The 21,593-nt window shown below is 61.5% G+C and carries 13 protein-coding genes and 1 pseudogene; 5 read left to right on the top strand and 9 right to left on the bottom strand.

What is annotated here, in order from left to right:
• A pseudogene (locus tag N4G42_RS06395) lies at positions 1–419 on the top strand (transposase); the annotation flags it as partial.
• Positions 420–856: 437 nt separating this feature from the next.
• On the opposite strand, the gene N4G42_RS06390 reads toward N4G42_RS06395, so the two are convergent.
• Complete coding sequence (locus tag N4G42_RS06390) at positions 857–1,198, bottom strand: hypothetical protein (RefSeq protein WP_260666575.1); 342 nt, start codon at positions 1,196–1,198, stop codon at positions 857–859.
• Between the two features lie 70 nt (positions 1,199–1,268).
• Complete coding sequence (locus tag N4G42_RS06385) at positions 1,269–1,658, bottom strand: hypothetical protein (RefSeq protein WP_260666574.1); 390 nt, start codon at positions 1,656–1,658, stop codon at positions 1,269–1,271.
• Between the two features lie 804 nt (positions 1,659–2,462).
• On the opposite strand from N4G42_RS06385, the gene N4G42_RS06380 reads away from it, so the two are divergent.
• Positions 2,463–3,296: a hypothetical protein gene (locus tag N4G42_RS06380; protein ID WP_260666573.1), complete on the top strand. Its 834-nt coding sequence runs from the start codon at positions 2,463–2,465 to the stop codon at positions 3,294–3,296.
• A gap of 221 nt (positions 3,297–3,517) precedes the next feature.
• On the opposite strand, the gene N4G42_RS06375 is transcribed toward N4G42_RS06380, so the two are convergent.
• A complete protein-coding gene (locus N4G42_RS06375; protein WP_260666572.1) occupies positions 3,518–4,888 on the bottom strand; it encodes a hypothetical protein in 1,371 nt (456 codons plus the stop codon).
• 165 nt (positions 4,889–5,053) lie between these two features.
• On the opposite strand from N4G42_RS06375, the gene N4G42_RS06370 reads away from it, so the two are divergent.
• Positions 5,054–5,305 carry a hypothetical protein gene (locus tag N4G42_RS06370; RefSeq protein ID WP_260666570.1) on the top strand — a complete coding sequence of 84 codons (252 nt, stop codon included), beginning with the start codon at positions 5,054–5,056 and terminating at the stop codon, positions 5,303–5,305.
• Between the two features lie 97 nt (positions 5,306–5,402).
• On the opposite strand, the gene N4G42_RS06365 is transcribed toward N4G42_RS06370, so the two are convergent.
• From N4G42_RS06365 to N4G42_RS06355, 3 genes are all read right to left on the bottom strand, one after another.
• The gene (locus N4G42_RS06365) at positions 5,403–5,837 is read right to left on the bottom strand and encodes a lecithin retinol acyltransferase family protein (RefSeq protein WP_260666569.1); all 435 of its coding nucleotides are present in this window, start codon (positions 5,835–5,837) and stop codon (positions 5,403–5,405) included.
• Between the two features lie 357 nt (positions 5,838–6,194).
• Positions 6,195–6,764: a DUF6998 domain-containing protein gene (locus N4G42_RS06360; RefSeq protein ID WP_260666568.1), complete on the bottom strand. Its 570-nt coding sequence runs from the start codon at positions 6,762–6,764 to the stop codon at positions 6,195–6,197.
• A 521-nt stretch (positions 6,765–7,285) separates the two neighbouring features.
• Complete coding sequence (locus tag N4G42_RS06355) at positions 7,286–8,395, bottom strand: serine protease (protein WP_313771899.1); 1,110 nt, start codon at positions 8,393–8,395, stop codon at positions 7,286–7,288.
• A gap of 761 nt (positions 8,396–9,156) precedes the next feature.
• Here N4G42_RS06355 and N4G42_RS06350 point away from each other — a divergent pair.
• Together N4G42_RS06350 and N4G42_RS06345 are read left to right on the top strand one after the other, a co-directional pair.
• Entirely contained in the window at positions 9,157–10,041 is an 885-nt protein-coding gene (locus N4G42_RS06350; RefSeq protein WP_260666566.1) for a GGDEF domain-containing protein, read from the top strand.
• Between the two features lie 166 nt (positions 10,042–10,207).
• The gene (locus N4G42_RS06345; RefSeq protein ID WP_260666565.1) at positions 10,208–10,882 is read left to right on the top strand and encodes a BON domain-containing protein; all 675 of its coding nucleotides are present in this window, start codon (positions 10,208–10,210) and stop codon (positions 10,880–10,882) included.
• A 49-nt stretch (positions 10,883–10,931) separates the two neighbouring features.
• Here the strand turns inward: N4G42_RS06345 and N4G42_RS06340 are convergent, their stop codons facing one another.
• The 3 genes from N4G42_RS06340 to N4G42_RS06330 all read right to left on the bottom strand — a co-directional run bounded on the left by N4G42_RS06340 (position 10,932) and on the right by N4G42_RS06330 (position 21,318).
• Complete coding sequence (locus tag N4G42_RS06340; RefSeq protein WP_260666564.1) at positions 10,932–11,636, bottom strand: Crp/Fnr family transcriptional regulator; 705 nt, start codon at positions 11,634–11,636, stop codon at positions 10,932–10,934.
• 180 nt (positions 11,637–11,816) lie between these two features.
• On the bottom strand, positions 11,817–12,536 hold the full coding sequence (locus N4G42_RS06335) for a Crp/Fnr family transcriptional regulator (protein ID WP_260666577.1): 720 nt from the start codon (positions 12,534–12,536) through the stop codon (positions 11,817–11,819).
• A gap of 181 nt (positions 12,537–12,717) precedes the next feature.
• Complete coding sequence (locus N4G42_RS06330) at positions 12,718–21,318, bottom strand: GH36-type glycosyl hydrolase domain-containing protein (RefSeq protein ID WP_260666563.1); 8,601 nt, start codon at positions 21,316–21,318, stop codon at positions 12,718–12,720.
• Positions 21,319–21,593 lie beyond the last annotated feature (275 nt).

Below are 21,593 nucleotides of genomic sequence, written 5' to 3'. Positions count from 1 at the left end.
GCCCCTTACTCGCGGAATTCGTAGTCGCGTTGTCCGAACGAGTCTAGATTCAGAGCTGGTCAACACCATGCTGGATGCAGCCATCGAGGCCGTCACAGAGACAAGCGATCGACCAGTGATCCACGCAGACGGCGGAGGTCACTACCGCTGGCCTAGGTGGCCATCGAGAATGAGCGAGGCAAACCTCACCTGCTCGATGTCCCGCAAGGCCTGCTCGGTGGACAACGCAGCCTGCGAGGGTTCTTCGGTCGCATCGAGAACGAACTGTTCTATCCTCGGAATTGGACGAGTGTCATCGTTGAGCATTTCATTAAGTGCTAGACGACTACATCCGGTGGCACAACGAGAAGCGGATCAAGATCTCCCTTGGCTTTCTCGACCCCATTGAGTACCGGGAGAGCCTCGGACTTGCGGCATAAAATAAGTCCAAGGTTTTATCCGCCCCCGGCGCAGAGACCATGCACATGCTGAACCGGCTCCAGCGCTGTGTTAACCACCGCCAGAGCGGAAAGACCGGGAGACGAGGCTCGACATGTTCAGCGAAGAATGGAGGAAGGCAGTGGCCGACCCCGTAGCCTGAGCGAGGGAGGTCCGCCGTAGCCGTCCGAGGGTCAAGTCATCTGCGGCCGGAACCACCGCCGCCGGAGTCCGGGGACATGTCGGATCATCCGTGGTCAAAGTAAGGAGCAACAGCCCGAGGCTGCTTTGCCCGATTTACTTGGCTGATTGCGTATTTCGGATCCAGGGAGAGCAATACCTCCTAGACAGTCCACGCAGCAGGAGCTGGACACCCAGTTCGGAAGAAGTTGGACAGTCGATTCGGGAGATCTGGACACCGAAGACAGGATCTGCAAACTCACCCTTGAGCTGAAGGAGAGCTATTCGTCGTTGTAGTCGGCCAAAAGCCAAACGCCATCGGTGGTGGCTGCCAAAACGCTCCCTTGTCGATGCGTGAAAGAAGTGACGAGAGCACAACCAGAGACTTGCCGTAGATGTTCATCGCGGCGCTGCCTGGTTCCTTCGGGAGCGTGCCTTTGGAATGCTCCATGGCTCGTGCCATCCATGCTTTGTCGATGGAGAGTGTGCTAATCGGCCATGTCGTTACCAACAGCATGGCTGTGTAGGCGCCGAAGATCAGCACAACTCCGGCGACTAGCCAGCCGAGTATTCGCGCCAGGGGAAGAGACTCGTGATTCATGGAGCCTAACGTGGAGTTGAGGCGCTTGCGCGGCTTTTCGCGCAGGTCGCCTCGAACGCAGGGTTAGAAACTACAGGTTCCCGGCAAGAATGTTTTGGAATGTACCCTTAAGTGGAGCCAGGACACCTTGCTCAGCACCAGGCGCAAGCAGCTTAAGAATGGCTCTGATGTTCTCAGCGATACCTTCACCGGCTGAGGGATACAAGGGTCTTGTGTTCGCATACGACGCAGCATCTGCAATGCGTTGGGGTAATGACGCGACTTTAAGCCCCGATAGCCCGCCCCCCGGAAGATTGCGACGGAAGTCGGTGTCGTAGGTATCAGAAATTTTCGCCAAGGGCACAAGCGCGCCAAATGCAGAGAGCATGGCTATGTAGTTTGATTGGGAAATGGGTAAGTTCGAATTCGGTGCGTTGCGATATGCATCTCTCACTGCGGTAAGTAGCTCCTGCCAGTTCATTTTTTGCTCCGTGTAATGTCTAACGTTTGACGTGAGAAGCGGCGCAAGGGCGTAGCCCTTGTGACGTCCTCTCCATTGAAGGATTAGGCCGCACTTCGTACTATGAAGTGCCCATCGTTTGACTGACTAGGTCTCGGATGGCCTGATCGGCTGCGATGGTGGAGAAAAGGCGCTTGGTGTAAAGCCAAGGGCGGCTTTCTTCTCCAATAGCTAACGATCACTGCGGTTGACGTATTCATGAGCCACTCGGGTTCATCCTCCCAAGGCTCCCAGGTCTTCAGACAAACCAACGTTTGGCTCGGTTGCTTCCATACGGCATATCCCGTCTTGAAGCCTTGTCCCGCCATGTGCATCAAGTATGCAACGCCGTAATCGACCCCTCCCTGCATTTCATCCGGGAATGATGAGTCCCCTGCTTCCATCTTCCAACCGAACATACCGAAGCCGTTGAGTGGTCCGCAGACGACATTGCCTGTACCGACATCGGTCATGAATCTTGAAATCGCCTCGTCAATCGCTTGATTTGGTGTCGTCATCTGTAAATGTATGTTCCTGACCAAATTCTGTCCTACAAGAGCACCGGTACCGGTTGCAGACAACCCGTCATGGCTGCCAGCGAAATGGTCAGATCAAAGTGGACTCAGTGTTCAAGTGTGTCCCGAGTGCGTGACATGCATGGCAGAGTGTGCCCCGCCCAAAAACCTCTTGTTACTGCCAAACGAATTTCTGTTGCATAGACTGCCTTGGCCTAGTTAGCTGCATATGCCGGCTAACGAAAGGCTTTACCAACGTTTGGGAGGAACCATGCTCAGAAAACTGATCGCCAGTACTTGTATCGCCACACTGTGTTCGCTTGCTCAGGCAGCCGAAGTACCAGGGACCCTCGTCAGAGATCCGAACTTGGGCGGCTTTGATGTGCACTATCTCACGGGACTGAACCAAAGCCACAACTACAGCACCTTCATGGCTGGAGTCCCCATCCAATTGCAGGCCCGACTTACGTGGCAAGGCCCGCACGGAGTGCCTATTGCAACTGGCCAACATGCCATCGTGGCCTTCACACAGATTGGTGCAACGAACACCGCGAAGAACGTCCAGGATATGAACTTTTTCAGCCACGGCATCGGCGCTTTTGTCGGTGAAACTGGCTTGGCCATGGAGCTGTGGTTCCGCCATACAAATGTGCAGCCCAACATCGACTATGCCGCTCAAGATGCCCTCGTTTGGTATCAAACCCATGGCCGGTGCGCGCAATCTGTGATAGCAGGAACTGTCCCAACCCCTGGACCGAACGGAGAGAACGGCATCATGTGCCTTTCTCCCACACCAGCGCCAGGCGGCTACATCACGCCGTCCGCGTTCCAACTGCGTTACGGCTACCACTACTGGGTTCGCACCACGATTTCTGCGAATGCGTCGACCGGCTATGGCACGTTGGTCGCAGAACTCTATGAGGACTCGGCAACCCCCGGCTCGACGCCTGTGCTGAAACAAACAGGATCGTTTGGCTTCCCCTTGTCCGGACAGAACTCTCCGTTTCCCCTTCAGGGGGCAAAACCTATCTACTCGACCGTGGCAAGAACGCCTGGCTCTCCGAGTGAGCCGGTCGTGAGCTACTACGCGTTTGACCATCTGTAAACACGTTGGGCTGTCTGGTATGGACCAGCGGCCCCCGGCACCAGCCCCCGCAGCCGGATGAATCTTCGAGTACCCCAAGCTTCTTCGGAAACCCTTGGAACCGCACTCGTTGCGCATTCCCCCCAGACATGCGCCTGGGTGCCCGGTAGCTTCGCACCGTGACACCCAATGCGCCCGATGACAGGAGCGCTTCAGTGCCTGCATTTAAAAGAATCAGTGCACTAAAACCCCGCGAACGACAACGTGTAGCGCATGTAGCGGCCATAGTTGTCATTGGGAGATGCCGATTGGGTGTCGCGAACAGCCAGAACTACTCCTGCGCCATTCTGGGCAACATTGCGGTAATTGAGGTCGGCATCGCTCGGATCAAATACTGACATGTATGCGCCAGATTGCAGGTTGAACGCACCGCCGAAAGGGTGTCCCTGTCCGAACGGCTGGAGATGGCTCTCCAGCTCAAGCGGATTGGCCAGTGTGGTGCAGTAAGAAAAGTGCAGTGCGCCTGGATACGCCACTCCAAGCACCACAAACTTGCTTCCCACCTTGCGCACCGCTTGGGCCATAGCCATATTGGCCATCCACTGGCCCGGCAAGTTGCCCCGATAGAACACGTATGGTTTGATCGGTGCCTCGGGCACACTGGCATCAGCCCACTCCCACCGGGTGATGTACTGCCAAGCGCCGACGTTGTTGAAGATTTCCCAGTAGTGGCCGTTTCGGTTGTTAGGGTTACCGGTTTGCCCAAGCAACGAGGTGGCGCATCGCAAAAGCACGGGGCCGGCCTTGCCCTCTGGAGAGTCAGGCGCACCAAACGGATCGGCCATCGTCGGGTTCCGCGTTGCGGGAATATGTTGCGCAAACGTGTACACGTAGCCGCTGTCTTCAATGAGGTTAGAAGGGTGCAAAAACCCGTAGTGCGCCACCTTGCCCAGCCTGCCGTACTGGGGCAACGCAGGGTGGATGATCAGGTGGTTGTCGCTGTGCGTAGTCGTGCCAGAAAAAGGTTGGGGGCTGAACGCGTAGGTGAACTGATCGTGATCACCAGTTCGAGGCACCGTCTTGAACAGCGACAGGCTGTTGAACCACTGGAACGTGCTGCTGCCTTCGTTGGGCCAGTAGGTGCCCGCGTCTGTCGAGAGCTCCGTGTAATTCTCGGAGTGGGCAATGGCGAAAGCTTGTGTCTGATCCACGTTGAAAACCGAGAAAAGCCAGTGCCGCATATCCATACTGCCCATTTGTGGAATGCGTGCAGATGTCATCGTCATTGGCGCGACGGGCGACAAGCTGGGTGCCGCCATTGATCCTGGTACGAGGTAAAGCGTACGGTTCTCGCTGTGTGGAACCACGGCGCGCATGACATCCGCTGAACTGCGGCGATAGGGGTTTAAAGGGCCATCTGCCCAGCTTCCGTAGGGCTTACCAGCGCCCACAAAGATCTTGTAATCTGGCAAGCTGTTGTAGTCACAAATGTTGCCGGCCGGTGCGAATGACAGAGACACCGAAGGGACGGACTGCGCGAGCGCATTGCTAGAAAGTGTGATGGCGGCCAAACCAGCAGTGCTGGATTTGAGAAACTCGCGACGATTGTTCAATGGACTCCCCTTTGGATCGATGTAATAAGCCGCCTAAGGCTGTTTCGATGGCACCTTTATATTAGTGACGGCGCTGGGATTTGTATGTAAACGCCTGTTCCTTCTGTAACGGCCTCTCGGTGCTTGATACATACCGACGAGGAGAGTCAGTTCTTCGAGTTCGCGGTGGACATCGACCACGCAGCGAGAGAGTTGATTCGTCACGCGCTCAGTGCGGCTGCCGAACTTTCAGTCGGGCTGGTCAACCTTTGGCTGGAAGAGGCCGTCAAAGGCGACCTAGACGCCATCGTCGAACTGTGGATTGTCAAGTTCGCCGTCGACGGGCAATTGAAGCTCCAGGAGGCTGCCAACCAGCAAGCCATGCTCGACAGAATCGATAAATTGGAGAGCTTTGCCAAACTGGCACCGTCTCTGTGATGGCGAGATGAGAACAGTTCTCCCGCCGGGTTCGGAAGCATCTGATGACTAAAGATGCGGGCTGCGAGCTCTGGCGCCGGAGCATGCGTCGAGGCGCCTATCGAGAGCTGCGGATCAGATAGACGAGTCCAGCAACCAACACCGCACCGATCGCCGTGTTGATCACCTGGGTGCTGGTGGACTGCCCGTGCATCGCACGGTTGACAAAGCACTCGCAGTTGTTGGCAACGAGGTCGTACTTCGCCTGACCTTGCTTGAGCTCAGTCAGTGCCCTCTTGGCCACCTCGACGTTGCTGTGGGGGCCGGCGTTCGGCTCCACCCGGATATCGCCGTTCGCGGCGTAGCGTCGCTGGAAATCTTTAAACGTCGCGACCTGGTAGCCGTCCTTCATCAGCTCTGCCAGGTAGACCACTCCGTCGAACACCCCTTGACCGAGCACCACGGCATGGTGCTTGGGGCCATCGAAACCCAGTTCCTTGGTGATAGCGCCCACGAGACGCGCGCCTGTGACGTCGATCTGCTGCAGCTGCATGCAGCCCTCCTTACAAGTTCTTTCTGTAGGAAAAAACGCGCCGAGCAGTCGTTCGGTTATGGGTAGTTTCCCGACGGGCCATCTGATGAAAATAGTTGGCGGCCAGTCTACAGGTTGCTCGCGCTTACAGCCAGTCGCCAATGCTTACCGCTACGTATAGGCCGGGAAGAGCGTCGCACTTTTACAGCCTGCGTTCGCCAACTTCGGATCGCAAAGTAGCCCCTGAAGAACGACTGCTCCCCGCCTGGAACTGCCGCGCCAGAAGTCGGTTCTGCAGCGATTGCCGTCATCCACTGATCTTCGGCGAATGCGTACTATCGGCCACTACCGGCCGTAAACCGCAATTCCAAAACGTATTCAGGGAAGCCGACCTTTGAGGTACTTGCCCGCGCCGCCGCTCAACTCGCTGCGGTCGATGAGCTTGCCTTGGAACTGGAAGTCCCGATCAATGCGGACGATAAGCAGCTTTTCGAAGTCGCCTTGGCTCTTGACCAGGACTTGGTCGCTGGTCTTTTCGGGCGAGATGGTCTTGACCTCAACGCGCTTGCCGTTAATCGTGCCGTCCGAACCGGGCGCGTGGGTCGCATGGCGGCGAAGACCAAACTTGATCTCTGCGTAAATTTCGCCCAGTTCGCCCCATACCTGAAGGTATCGACCGGTGTTCTCGAAATGCCGCTCGGCGCATTCGACCAAGTTTTGAAAAATTTCCGTCTGCTCCAGAATGCTGAACGGAAACCCATCTCTGCTCCGGACGGGCTGAACTGAGCGGGCGTCCTCTTCTGGCTCACCCTCAAGCTGCTTTTCGGCCCACTGCCTGTCGATGTACTTCGCTTCCCAAGGCGCGTAGCCGCAGGCGGCAGCGCCAGCGATGTCCTCGGCGCTATAGCCACGGTCGTTCATCTCGTACAGAAAATCCCAATCGCTCACGGTTCCTTCTCCTCATCCATTTCTTGCCCCCATTGTGGCTTGGTCACGTGGGCCGCACTGACATCGCGATACTCCCCAAACCCTAACCGCTGTCAGCGTTGCTGCAGACATCTAGCCCGCCGGAGCCCAACAGCTGCAACTTGCCTCAAGTGGTCGGCGGCATTAGTTCTCCGAAGGCTGTTTCGGCCCGATAGTGCTCATTCGACAAAAGGCGCGGCCATCGGCTATTCCTGCAGAGGCTTCCTTCAATACCCAAAGGCTGCAAAAGGCTGATAACGGAAATTGATCTGTGTCCTTTGAACGACTGCTAAGCTGCTGAAAGCGGCCAGGTCATTATGGGTAGTTGCTCGCGCCGCACCACGATGCAGAAAATCATCTTCTACTGGTGGTGGTCAGATCTACCGGTCAGCTAGATCGCCTTGAGATTCCTAGACACTCAGGCCCGCTTCAGCGACAGCGGAAGCCCTGGTGTGGACAAGTCTTACTGGACAGCAAGACAGAGTCACTCTAGGAGGGCCATCTCAAAGGTTATCGACCGTCAAGGTCATCAGTACATCGGCATACCAGGCGCAGTTCAGCCCCAGTGATTCGTCCTGCTCCAGGTCGCGAGTGGCCATGTCCATACGACTGGAGTGCACGCCCAGCAGACTCCAAAGCCGATGCCCGGCATCGTTGCCATCCAGCCGCGCAAGCACCGGCGAGCCACTGCTGCCGCGGTGCATCCGGGCATCGGTGAGGAATAGGCCCTGTCCCTGGAAGCGGATGCCGTAGAACGACGCGATGCTAGCTTGGCGCACCACCGGGAGATGATGCACGGTGTCGAAGAACCCAAGCGGAAAACCCGGAATGGCCAGCCGATCACCCACATCAAAGTGACCAAATTCCACGATCAGGTGTTGCGGCTTGAATGGCTGCAACACGAAGTACTTCGGCATCGTGTCCCGATCGATTTGTATGGTGGCGACATCAATCTCTCCGCCGCTATCGCTGGCCTGATGCCAGGTGGCCACCCCTTTTCGGTACAGCGGGATAGAGACACGGTCCATCTGCGTCAGGTCGCGCTCATCGGTATGTATCTCGATTTCAATGCGGTCGGGTGAGTGCCCGCTTTCCGCGTCGAACAGCACATGCCGGCTAGTGACGAGGTATAGACGGGTCTCTCGCTCGAAAAAAAAGCCGCTGGCTTCCGTCAGCCCTCTAGCACCCGCAAAGGTGAGCACACGAGTGACGCCGAAAAGGGCCTCATCTTTTGGGCCGATGGGCGGTATGGCAATCTTCACACTCTTCAAAGGCTCGCTGGCTGGCGCAATTTGCGATGTGTGGCCCCGATCCCATGAGTCTCGACGCTCCGTCCACACGTTGTTGCTCTCGCCTGTGGCATAGGGCTGATTGACTTCCTCGAACATCGGGTTTGTCGCCCGGGCTTCTCCTCGGGCCGCGGCCTTAGCACCCTGCCGGTGTAGCTCTGCGTGTTCGCCTGGGCCGATGGCCGGCGGTTTGGTAGGTCTGGTTGACAAGGGACAGCTCCTAGAGAGGACTTGTCCTGCCAAGGGCGGCGCTGCCACTAATGACGATTCAAGCAAATCGGTGTGGGGCGGTGTCACGTTCAGCGCACCCCTGAAGTGACCCATGGTACTCCTGCGCACATAAAGACCTCGTTGCCTCTGAGTTTCGGAGCGCCCCTTGATGCAGCGCTGTGTACGATGAAGCAAAGAATCGTTGAACACAGCGCATCAGGGTCTATCCATCTGCCCGCCCCTAGCACATATCTCGAAATGGAAATCCAGTCATGCTGAAAGACAAAGCGGCACTCGCCGACGATTAATCTCCAGTAAGTCCAGACTCAGCGGAAAGCAATCGGATTGCAGGGCCAATAAGTGGTTCCTGTTGCAAACGGCTGTTTGTGCCAGATTTGCAGAGTTGAGCTGAGGGAAGTACACCCATTCGCTGCAGATCATGATGAGCTTGCCGTTGCTGCCCACAAGGCCGCTGAAGCACTCCACTAACGGGCATCATTTGACGCGTACATGGCGAAATATTCGTCAAACAGCACGCTAGCCAGCAGTTGGCGTTCAGGTGACATGCGGCGGCTCCTCTGCGGACACAGTAGCCATCGGAAAACTGGCCAGCAAATGGAGTAAATGCATGAACACTACAAAGCGATGTAAAACCTGCTCCCCCATCCAGGTGCCTTACAACGCTGGGCCTGCCATGTCTATGTGCGCTGCCAGACGGTGATGGATGCGCGCCGCGCTCAGACTGGATCACTGTCCTGATCGCACTACAAAAGCTGGTCATATGCTTTTGCTGGCTCTGACTGGCACACCGGCGCGGCGCCGGTGCTGATAGATAGCCGCCCCGCGCCGCGCGGTGGCGCCATCTGGCGAAGCATATGGGCAGCAAGCAAAGACCGTTCATGCAAAGTAAGGCCTCGGCAACATCAGGAGGGCCATGGGTGCAGTTGGCACGATGGAATCAGTGGCTGCGCGCAATACAAGCACGGTATGCAGTGCGTGGTGCCAAGCAGCGCAGCCGGTCCCTGCTGACCCAGCCGCCGGTTTTCAACACCGACTCCAATCTTGCTGCCCAGATGCTGGTGATGGACCGGATGCATAAAATCATCTTGCGTGAAACCGCTAGACGCCAAGCCTTGGAGCGCGCCATGCGCGTCACCCAGTCAGAACTGGCGCAGGCTAGGGCAGACCTAGACCGGGTAAAACATGGCGCACGTCAAGCGCGGCATCAGGCATTGCACGATGAGTTAACGGATCTGCCCAACCGGCGTCATCTGCTACAGCGGCTGGGAAACCTGTTGACCCAGCATAAGGCGTGCGAACACGGACCCACGGTGCTATTCATCGACCTCGACAATTTCAAAGCCGTGAACGATAGCCATGGGCATGGCGTGGGCGACGAGGTACTGCGCATCACAGCGGCCCGCCTCAGCGCTGCTGTACGCCAAGGTGACTTGGTGGTTCGAATGGGTGGCGATGAGTTTGCGTGCGTGCTGCGAGGCGTTTCGGATGCTGCACCGCTGCACCAGTTGTGCGAGAAGTTATTGCAGGTGCTATGCAGTCCCATGAAGATCTCCGACCTCCAGCTGCTGGTGCGTCCCAGCATCGGCGTAGCCATTTGTCCACAGCATGGCACCCAGGCAGAAGCTCTATTGGTCAGCGCAGATGCAGCCATGTATGCCGCCAAACGGGACCGACGCGGGTATGCGTTTGCCACAGCGGATGGTGCCGGCATCGCACACCAACCGGTCCTGCACCCCTAAGCTCGCGGCATTGGCTTCTGGAAGCCCCCAGTCATTATCACCGCTCGCAGCAGCTGCTCACTCCACTGTGGGTACGGTTACGAACAGACAAACACACCACGGGAGCACACAGTGCACACAAGGCCAACCAGTTGGATGACCGAGCTCTTCATGGGACTGTTTCGCCATGCGCTACCTGACAATTCACCACACCCTGCAGCCGATTCCCGGTAGTGTTTTTATGCTGCTGACGTTACTTGTGCTGCTACCGCTGCTCGGCTGCAAGCGCAGTGATTTGACGACCCTGTGGGCACCGGCCAGCCCCTTACCAGTTGCATACTTGGAAGACAGCGTGATTACATCGCGGGTGAGGGCCGCACTAATAGTCTCGCCCGTGGTCAATAGCTACAACATCAGCGTAGAGTCACACGACGGCGTGGTGTTGCTCAGCGGCATGGCCGAAGACCCCACACAGATCGACCTGGCTGTGTTCGTGGCGCAAACTGTACCCGGCGTGAAATCGGTGGACAGTTTCATGTTTTCCAACAGCACAGCGCCTGCCTTGGTTGTACGCCAAAGTCATATTCCGGATCTGCAGGCGCTGCGCTCCCAGCGACTGCTGACCTCTGTACCAAGCCAGCAATACCGAGGACGCCAAGCCCAAACGGGCGCCGACGAGCCTCCCAAACCGTCCAGTGTCGTGTATGGCAAGGCTACCCCTCCACCACCACCGTCGCCGACGCCTGAATTTCTCAATGCAATGCAGCCGCAGGATAGTCCATGCCCCAGCCGCTGGGTGACGATTGCCTACAGCGTACTTGGCATGCGCAGCATTCAGGACGATCTCAAGATCAAACCATGAGTTCGAGGTCACCCCGCCGTCCGCGGTCCTATGCCAGGATTCCCCAGAGCTACGGGCTGCTGTACTTCATCAACCGCTGGTAGATTATCTTGTCCGCTGCGTAGCAACTGCAGGCCTCGGCCTCCAGTGCCTTGCGGTTGACCACGGTGAGTTCACCCCGCTGATAGGTGATCAGGCCCGCATCCTGAAAGTGCCCCGCCGCTTCAGTTACCCCCACGCGCCGCACGCCTAGCATCAGTGCCATGAACTCTTGGGTGAAGTGAAAAGAGTCCGACAACGACCGGTCCTGACTCATCAACAGCCAGCGCGCGAGGCGGGGAGCAATGAGGTGGTAGCGCTGGCAGGCGGCTGCAAGGGCCTGCTGATGCAGGCGAGCCAGCAGGCAAGCCTGCAGCAAGGCATTAAGCGCAGGAATGGCTTGGATCTGGCCACGCAGCTCCTGCGCACCAATGCGCCAGCTGGACCCAGCCCCTTGCACCAGTGCCCGCCATGGAGTGGTTGCCAGGCCCAGGAGCAGCTCCGAGCCAAGCATTGATTCAGTCCCCACCATGCCCACTTCGAGCGGTGGGTGGCTGTCCACATCAACCACCAGCGACAAAAAGCCCTCAGTGGGGAAGTGTGCGTGCGCCAGCGGTTGCCCCCGCGTACTCAGTTCCGCAGACAGCACCAGCTCGAAAGGCTCGCATTGCTTCAGCAGCTGCTCGCGCGCAGGTTCAGGCAGCTGCTGAAGAAGAGTGGGATCTGTGCATTGCATCGGTGAAGGCCTCGATGGTCGGTCAGCAATGCACGGGGCGGCAATGCCATGACGCCTGCGCAGCGCCTTGTCTAGCTCAGGGTGGTGCCCATTGTGGGCGGTGCCGAACGTGATGACTGTCTGCCACCGAACAGTGCACGGCAAATCCGCGCGCTAGCGCCGTCCATGGACCTCAATGGTCTAACTTGCCACTCCAGCTGGCAGCAAGCGGTCGTATTCTTTTTTGACTACCTCATAACACTCGCAGGTGCGGCGCTCCAGCCCCGGGCGGTCCAGCACGTTGATGTGCCCGCGTGCATAGCTAATGAGCCCCGACCGCTGCAGCTTAAGAGCAGCCTCGGTCACACCTTCACGCCGCACGCCCAGCATGTTCGCGATCAACTCTTGCGTCATGATCAACTGGCTGCTGGGCAAGCGGTCCAGACTCAGCAGCAGCCAGCGACACAGCTGCTGGTCCAGCGAGTGGTGGCGGTTGCACACGGCGGTTTGTGCCATCTGGGTGATGAGTGCCTGCGTGTAGCGCAGCAACAGGTGCATGACCGGTCCTGCATGTTCAAACTCGGATCTGATGACGTCCGCACGCAGCCGAAACCCCGCTCCCGCACTTTGCACCACTGCCCGGCTAGGCGTGGTTCCCCCACCCATGAAGATCGAGATGCCCACCAGGCCTTCGAAGCCCACCACCGCGATCTCCGCCGAGGCACCATCCTCAAGCACATAGAGCAGCGACACAATGGCGCTGGTGGGGAAGTACACGTGCGGCACAGCCGCTCCTGACTCGTACAGAACTTGTCCTAAAGCCAGTTCGACAGGTTCCAGCAATGGCAGCCAGCGCTGCAGGTCTGGCTCAGGCAAGGCTGCCAGCAGCTGATTTTGATGGGGGATATTGGAGCGTTTGATGGTGGCACCTTGGTGTAACGCGGTGCTGGGCCCCTGCGGCTTTGCCTGCCGCCTGGACATGCCGCAAGTTTGTGGCAGCGCGCCGAACAAGGTCTGTACGGTATCGTACATACACACAATTACCAAATGATGGATGTCAAGTCGCACCCAGGGTCCAGAAAAGATGCACTCTGCGCATGCCTTAACCAGGCAATGGAATCACAAAACACTGGCCATCCGGCCCTTCATCCCAGCGTAGCCGCTCACCCACCCGCAACCATCGGGCGTCCGGTGGGACGTTCGATGGCAAGACTGCTGAGGACCCTGCGGCAACGCGCACCAACACAAACCGCAGCGTGCGCCCTGAACGCACCAGCGTCAGCTCTGAACCCGGCCAGTGTGGCGGCAGACAAGGCGTGAAGAACAGCTCTTGCGCCCGCATCTGCAGCCCCACGATGGACTCCACCGCTGCCCGGTGCAGCCAGCCTGCTGCTCCGGTGTACCAGCTCCAGCCACCGCGCCCCACATAGGGCGGCTGGCTGTAGATGTCGGCCGCCATCACATAGGGCTCGACGGCATACACCGGACCCCAGACGGGGTGCTGGGCGCGGTGCGCCGGACTCAGGTAGGTGAAGTAACGGTAAGGCACATCGAACGCACCGGGGTGCTCAGGCTTCTGCAGCGCCAGTTCTGCGGCGGCCATCAGCGCCCATACGCCGCCATGGGCATACTGCCCGCCGTTCTCGCGCACGCCGGGCGGGTAGGCCTGGATGTAGCCCGCGCTGGGTGATGCATGGCGCAGCGGGGGCGCCAGCAGCTGGATCAAGCCTGCTGCGTGGTTGACCAGATGCGCCTCGACCGCGTCCATCGCATGGCGCTGCCGTACAGGCTTTGCTGCGCCCGAGAGCACTGCCCAAGCCTGCGCGATGAGGTCAATGCGTCCCTCATCCCGCGTGTGGCTACCCAGGGCCGTGCCATCGTCAAAAAAGGCACGCTGGTACCAGTCACCGTCCCACGCCTGGTTTTCCAGTGCCACGCGCCAGCCGGTCAGGGCGGAGTCCCAGCGCTGCACCCGATCCAGATCGCCCCGATCGCGGGCGATCGGAATCCAGTCGGTGACGATGGCGCACAGGAACCACGCCAGCCACACCGATTCGCCGCGCCCACCGTCACCCACGCGGTTCATGCCGTCGTTCCAGTCGCCGCCGCCCATCAGCGGCAGGCCGTGTGCTCCGGTGCGCAGGCTGCGGTCTATGGTGCGGGCGGCATGCTCGTACACACTGGCCGTGGTGGTGCCGGCGCTGGGTGATTCGTAGATGTCTTCCGCCCCGTCGGGGATCGCAGAACCTTCAAGGAACGCCACCTGTTCCTGCAGCAAACCGTGGTCTGCGGTGCGCTCCAGATAATGAGCGCAGGCAAATGGCAACCACAACAGGTCATCCGAGAAATGGGTGCGCACCCCGGCCCCGCCCGGCTTGTGCCACCAATGCTGCACATCGCCCGCTTCAAACTGGCGCGATGCGCACAGCACGATCTGCGCGCGCAAGGTGCCCGGCTGCGCCCAGGCCAGCGCCATGGCATCCTGCAACTGGTCGCGGTAGCCCGTGGCACCACCCGCCTGGTAAAAGCCAGCCTTGGCAAACAGGCGTGAAGACACCGTCTGGTACAGCAGCCATCTGTTGACCAGCACGTCGAACAGTGGATCGGGCGTGGCCACCTGCGTCGCGCCCAGCAGCAGATTCCACTGGTCGAGGGTGGCCTTCTCTCGCGTGCGGGCCGCAACGGCCATGGCCTGGGCGCCCAGCGTGCTTGCCGCAGCCTCGGTGGGGGCGTAGCCCATCAGGTACACGCGCTCAAACATCGCCCCGGCCCGCAAGGTCACAAAACGCGACAACGCTGCACAAGGGTCCAGCCCAAACCCGCTGCGCTGCCCCAGCTGCAGGGGCACCACCAGATCACCCTGCGCATCGAAAAACTCGCGGCGGTCGCAGGTCCAGTCCAGGCTGTCATTGGCACGGTCGTCCGCGCCCGGTCCAGCCGATGCCTCGCAGAAAAAGGCCGTGCCCCCGCCAAAGCCCGCAGCCGCCTCGGCCTGTGTGCACAATAAGCCCAGCAAGCGGCCGTCGGGCAGCGGTGCAAAACACGGTGCGGTGGCCAGCGTGGCGCGGTCGCTGCGCTTTTCTCCCATCATCCACTCCACCATGCCCACCAGGCGTAAGTGCTCGCGCCGGTTGCCCAGATTGCGAACCTGCACAAACACCTGTTTGATGGCGGTGTCGGGGTCCACACACCAGCGCACCACCACCTCCAGCGCGCCTCTGCGGTGGCGGATGGTGGTGGTGCCCTGGGCATGTTCCACGCCGTACATCACATCGGCGGCGCCCCAGGCCGAAGGCGTCAGGCTCCACACCTCGCGCGTGCGGCGGTCCTGCAACAACAGCCATTCGGCGGGCGGGTCAGCCACCGGGTCATTCGACCAGGCGGTGAGCTGGTTCAGGCGGCTGTTAAGCGCCCAGGTGTTGCCTGCGCCGCTTTCCGACACCATGGTCCCCAGCTGCGCATTGGCCAGCACATTGACCCAAGGTTTGGCGGGCCGCAGCGTTGCCGACACCTCAAACCCAAAGGTACCGGTCGCAGGTGCAAAACCGCCCACCGGCGCGAGCACCTGGGCGCTGCCCTGGTGCGTGGGTACTTCGTCCGTGGCACCGCCACGCCAAGGGCTGACCATGGACACACCATGGGTCGCCACCCAGGCCTTTACCTGGTGCATGAGGGCATGGCCATCGGCATGGAGGGTGATGCGGGCCAGGCTCGCCAAGGTGCCTAGCTGTGCAGCCGACAGCTCATCGAGCCGCAGCACCCGCATGCTGGTCACCGCCGGGCCGGTGTGTGTGGCGAGGTCGGCATCATGGTGCTCGCGCAGCAGCGTCAGCTCTCGCTGCAAGGGCATGTGGTACGAGTGGGATTCACTGCTGAGCACCACCATATCGCAGGCCACGCCGCCACGCGCCCATTCGCGCAGCGCCTGGGCCAGCGTACGCAGCAGGCCCATGCCCTGGGGCGATCCGGCCATCACCAGCACAATGGGCCGGTCACCCGACAGGCCCAGTTGCCACAGCGTGCGCCGGTCACACACGGGGCGGGCGGCCTGGGCTTCGGTCAGCATACTCAGGTGGGAGCTGTGGACCTTGGGCAGCGTGAACACCAGCGCCGTGGTCAATGCCTGCAGCGCGGGTAGGTAGTCGCGGTGCGGGCGGTGCGATGCCCACTGGATGCTGGCGAGCGTGGCCGACATGGCCGATGCCCGCTCCAGATAGCTGGGCTGGCGGTACTTGTCGATGATGGCCAGCAGCGTGGCCGGGTCTGGCGATGCCGCCGTGGCAAACGTGACACAGGCCTGCGCGCCAGGCGCAATGCGCAGCATCACGCCCAGGGCGGCTACCGGGTCCAAGCCCGTGTCCAGCGTGGCGGGCACCTCCGGCACACAGTCCAGCATCGCCAACGGTTGGCCTGGTGTGTGGTTGCGCCCAAGCCATAGCTGCCGGTCGGTCTGGCAACGCAGGCCCAGCACATGACCTTGGGTATCGGCCACAAAGTGTGCAGCCTGCAGCGTGGCCTCGGTCTGCAGGCGGGGCGTTCTGATGAACCGCAGAGCCTGCTGTTCTGGCAGCCAGTCGGCAGTAATGAAAAGGTTGGAGAACGCCGGGTGCGCCTCGTCGGCCGCGTGGGTGGCCAGGGTGATGTCCAAGGCCGAGATCAGCTCCAGCTCGACCACCGCGTCCCCCAGGTTGCTCACCACCACCTTGCGCAGTTCGATGTCGTCTTCCGGGCTTACCCAAACCGTGGCGTGCACGCGCAACCCCGGCCACAGTGCATCAAAACCCACGCGGTCGGTGTGGAAGATGCTGCCGTACACCGCTCGCGCGTCGGGGGCGGGGTGGCTGGTGACGGACGCGGGCACGCTGGAGCCCATCTGCCGCACATACAGAAAACTGCCGTGCGCATCGCGCAGCGCATCGTCGCGCCAGCGGGTGATGCCCGTCTGGTGCCAGCGGCTCCACCCTGCCCCATTGGCGCGCAGGGTGACGCTGTAGCGCCCGTTGCCTAGCAGGTGTGTCGGCTCCAGCGCGTGCGCACCCGGGGTGACAGAGCGCACATAGTCCGGCGTTTTTTGCTGGCGCGCATGCAGCGGCAGTCGCGGCGGTGTGGCCTGCAAGGTGGGTAGTTCGCGCGGGGCGCGCTCCTGCAGCAACGGCAGTACGGCCTCGATGCGGGCATGCGCTGTGCCCCAGCGCTGGGCGACGCCGCTGAGCAGCACATTGGCCAGCGCCACGATGGTCATGCCCTGGTGGTGGGCCATGTAGGTGCTGACCAGGGTAAACCGCTCGCCGTGGGTCTGCCGTTCGGGCGTGAAGTCCAATGCCTCGTAGAAGCCGTAGCGCCCACGCGCCGACAGTGCTTCCAGGGTGCGTAAGTTGGCGCAGGCTGCGCGGGCATCCACCTGCGTGGCCAGCGCCGTGGCATAGGGTGCAATCACCATCTCGCCCACCGGCGTGCGGCGCAAGGCCAGGCGCGGCACACCCTGCGGCGCGTACTGGTACGCCAGGGTGTGGTCGCGCCCAGCATAGGCGCATTCAGAAATGCCCCAGGGCATATCTTTGCCCAGCCCCTGCACCAGCGCCACCTGCTCGCGCAGGGCCGACCGTCCGGCCTCGCCCAGTGCGCTGTGATACGGCTCAGCCATGACCAGCGTGGGCATCAGGTACTCGAACATAGAGCCTGACCACGAGCGCAGCACCGCATGGTGGCCGCTCGCAAAAAACGGCCGCCCCAGGGCCGCCCAGTGTTTCACCGGTAGGTCGCCCTTGGCCACAGCCAGGAGGCTGGTGGTGCGCGACTCGGACGCGAGCAGGTCATAAAACGAGGTGTCCAACTGCTGCTCGTCCACCCGGTAGCCAATGTGCAAGAGGTGCCGCCGCGGGTGGTACAGAAACCGGAAGTCTGCCTGCCAGGCCAGGGCGTCCAGCCCCTCGGCCAGGGCCATGAGGCGGTGCGTGGTCTCGGGTGCGCCGCCGTGGTGTGCTGCTTGCTGGTCACGGTCCACCGACTGCAGTGTGACCAGATGGTCGGCAAGCAGCCACAGCAGTTCGTCCTGTTCCGTCGGCGGGCTGTGCACGATGGCTGGGTGGCGTGTCTGGGCCATGCTGCGCAGTTCGTCCTGCGCCTGCGCCAGCAGCGCGCGAAACGCCGTGGCCTCTGGCAGATGCGCTGCGTCTGGGGGGCGCATGCCAAGCAGGCGGCTCAGCGCAGAGGGGTGGTGCAACCCGCGCATGCCGGGGTGGTGGATGCCCAGCCGGGGTTGCAGCCGCGCCAGCGATGCGCGGATGGCCTGCTCGCCCGCCTGCGGAGACAGCGGCTGCGCGGCCAGCGCATGGCAGGCCTGCGCCACGGCCACCAGGTGGGCGCAGAGGTTGCCGCTGTCCACCGTGGACACATAACGCGGGTGCAGAGGCTGCAAGGTTTCGGTGTCGTACCAGTTCAGGAAGTGGCCCCGGTGCCGTTCCATCACTTGCAGGGTCGCCAGTGTGGCTTCGAGCCGGTCGAGCAGCTCCAGCGTGCCGATCCAGCCGAACCGGCGCGCGCAACTGGCGCTCAACAGGTACAGCCCGATGTTGGTGGGCGACGTACGGTGTGCCACCATTTCATACGGGACGGTCTGCAGGTTGTCGGGCGGCAGGTGATGGTTGGAGGCATCCACACAGCGCTCGAACAATCGCCAGGTGTCGCGCGCCACGCCGTGCAGCAGGTCATGGTCTTGTGCCGACAATGTTGGGTTGCCCAGGCCAGAGGGAACGCGGTTGGCCAGCCACACCAGCAGCGGCGACAGCGCCCACAGCGCCAGCAGCGGACCCACCAAAGTCCAAGGCGCCAAGGTTCCACCGGCCCACAGTGCCAGGCCACAGCCCAGCGCCAGCAAAGGTGCCGCCTTGTGTCTGCGCAGCGTGGCCGCCAGGCCTGTGATCAGGCTGCTCTGCGCGGCCTCGGCCGTGGTCCACTCCAGCAGGTGCCAGCGGCTCACGGTCTGTCGGTGCACGGTGCGCACCACGGCATCGCCCAGCAGCAGCGCTTGCTGCGGCAGCAGGGCCAGGTGCCACACACCACTGGCCAGGGCGCGCAACAGGTCGCCCGATGCTTCGTGCACAAAGCGCATGCCGACCAGCCCAAAGCGGCTGGGCACCCAGCCCGCCAGCGCGCCCATCAAGGGCGCAGCCACATAGGCAGCCACCACCAGCGCCAGCGTGCTGGCCAAAGGCAGACCCAGCCCCGCGATGGCCAGCACCACCAGTACCAGCGATGCGGGCGCCACGAGCGAGCGGCGCAGGTTGTCCAGCAGCTTCCAGCGGTTGATGGGCGAAAGGCCCCAGCAATGGGCCTGGGCCAGAAAGGGCCACAACTGCCAGTCGCCCCGCGTCCAGCGGTGCAGGCGGGCGGCGGCGGTATCGCTGTGTTCGGGCTCCGCCTCCACCAGCGTCACATCGCTGACCACGGCGCAGCGTGCCAGCGCACCTTCGAGCAGGTCATGGCTCAGCACCTGGTCGGCTGGCAGGCGCCCGCCCAGCACGGCGTGCACGGTGGCCACATGCAGCAGGCCCTTGCCAGTGAAACTGCCTTCAGCAAAAAAGTCCTGGTACACGTCAGACGTCATGGCGCTGTAGGGGTCCAGCCCCTGCTGGCCCGCAGACAGCCACTGCCACAACGAGGTGGTGCCAGACGTGGGCAGTGGCGCGAGCACCCGGGGCTGCAGGATGCCGTAGCCCTGCACCACGCGCTGGCCTGTGGCATCCAGCCGGGGTTGGTTCTCGGGGTGCTCGGCCACGCCCACCAGGCTGCGCAGGCGGCCCGGGGGCAGCTGCGTATCGCTGTCCAGCGTGAGCACATAGCGGGTCTGCGGGGCCAGGTGCGAGAGTTCGTCAAGGTCCAGAAAGGCGCCCTGCCCCCCGGTGGCGAGTGCGGCCACCAGCTGTTCGAGCTTTCCGCGCTTGCGCTCCCAGCCGATCCACTGCTGCTGCGTTGGGCTGTAGGTGCGCGCGCGGTGCAGAAGCACAAAACGCGGGGCGCTGCCTGGAGTGTCGGGGTGCTGTTGGTTCAGGGCCTGCATCTGGCTCTGGGCATGGGCCAGTAGCGGACCGTCTTCGGGCAGGTCTTGCAGATCGGCATCCACACCGTCGGTCAGTAGCGCAAACTGCGCACAGGGCTCGGGGTTGGCCAGGTAATGCAGGTGCAGGCGGTGCACCAGCCGGTCGATGGTGCCGGTGCTGCTGAGCAGGGCCGGGATCGCCACCAAAACGCGAGCCGATGCCGGAATGCCCGCTGGCAGCAGGTAGCGGGGCATGTAGGTGGGCCGGACGGATTCGCCAATCAGCCGGTTCACCACGGCCACCACGATCTCGGACACGGGCAGCAGCAACAAGGCGGCTACCAGCGCCAGGCCCGCAAGATGGGCTGCACGGGCCGAGGGCCCTGGTGGCATGCCCCACAGGGGCGCCATCAGCCAGGCCAGCAGGCCGAGCGAGCCCAGCAGCAAGGCGCCCAGGTACAACGGCACGCGCGAAAGGCCCACCGCAGAACGCCACAGTGACAACGCATCGGCGGTATGTCGGCGCACACCCAAGGCATGCTCCAGCTGGTTGCGCCCAGCGCCTTGCAGCCAATAGCCTGCCAAAGCCTCCGCACCATTTCGATTACAGTCGGCGCCCACCATCAGTACCAGCAGCGCCTGCGCCACGGCAGCCTCACCCTGCCCACTGCGGGCCGAAAGGTTTTCAATGCCGTGCAATGTGGTGTTGCGCGTGGACTCGTCCTCGGCCGCGAACACGGGCGACTGCAGCATCGCCCGCAACACCAAGCTCGTCTGGCTAACGATGTCGGACCAATCAACCGCCCCAACCAATCGCAGCGCCGTGACGGCATTAGCCATGCTCAGTTGGTCAGCCGCTTGGTTGATATGCTGCTGCGCCTGCAGCGCCATCAGGTCGGGCACAGCGGTCAACAACCAATCCTGCACCAACATCAGTGGCGCCGCCGTGTGCCCCCCCGGCGTTCTGCGCCCTGCAATGGAATGCGCCAGATGGGCCAGGAACACTGGGGCCACGCCTCGACGCGCCATGGTAGCGCACGCAGCGTCGAGCGTCTCGGCCGTCAATGCTTCGCAGCGTACGGCGCACAAGCTGGCCAGCTCTTGCGCTGCTTTGTTACTGGCCAAGCGCTCAGCCAATCTGCGCAGGTTCTCCACCAACACCACGCGCAAGGTCGTCGGCAGCGCCCAGAGCTCGCCCTGACTTAGCTCGCGGGTCTCCTGATAGGCATTGAGGTAGTGCACCAACAGCGACTCATCAAACGCGCTGTCGGTATGGGCCACAAACGACCACGCCACGCCGTACACACGCGGTAGACCCACCAACGGAGCGTCTTTGAGCACCGGCAATGATCGGTAGTAACGGGGTGGTAGCCCCGCCCGGATCTCCTTGAGCTGGCTTTCGATTAGGTGAAAGTTATCAAACAGCCATTCAGCCGCTGGGCTGATGGCATGCTCGTCGTGCGTTACGTTGAAAAGGTAGCGGTGCGCAGCCCGCAGCGCACGGATGTTGGTCTGCAAGCGCGGATAGAACATAGTGCGGCCAAACGGAGCCTTGCCTGCTTCGTGTAGCGCACCTAAGTGTCTTCCATGCGCCTGGAAACGCGCCATCCCCAAGACTTCAGACCTCAAGGGATCGAGCAACGGACCTGCTCTGGCATCGAGCATGCAGTCCATCGTGTAAGGGACCCAAGGCCATGTTGTGCGTAAGCGCATACGCAAGTCCTACCGCACCAGCGAAATCCCCCCAATCAGCAAGATCACAAAAAGGGCAACTGTGGCCACATGGTCTGCAACCAGAATCTGCAGCCATCCTGCCCCTGCCAGGAACAGGTCCAATGGCCCCCTCAGGGCGCCGCAGTGTGCCAAATGTTGCCCAAGGTGGGCGAGTTCCTGCAGCGATACGTCCGCCGGGTGCCCTTCAGAGGACGTTTCCCACGCGG

Origin of the sequence: Acidovorax sp. K2F (genome assembly GCF_025246485.1) — a bacterium.
In the GTDB taxonomy this organism is placed as follows: Bacteria; Pseudomonadota; Gammaproteobacteria; order Burkholderiales; family Burkholderiaceae_C; genus Acidovorax; species Acidovorax delafieldii.
The sequence above is the reverse complement of the archived record's forward strand: the minus strand, read 5'-3'. Positions and strand labels throughout refer to the sequence as shown.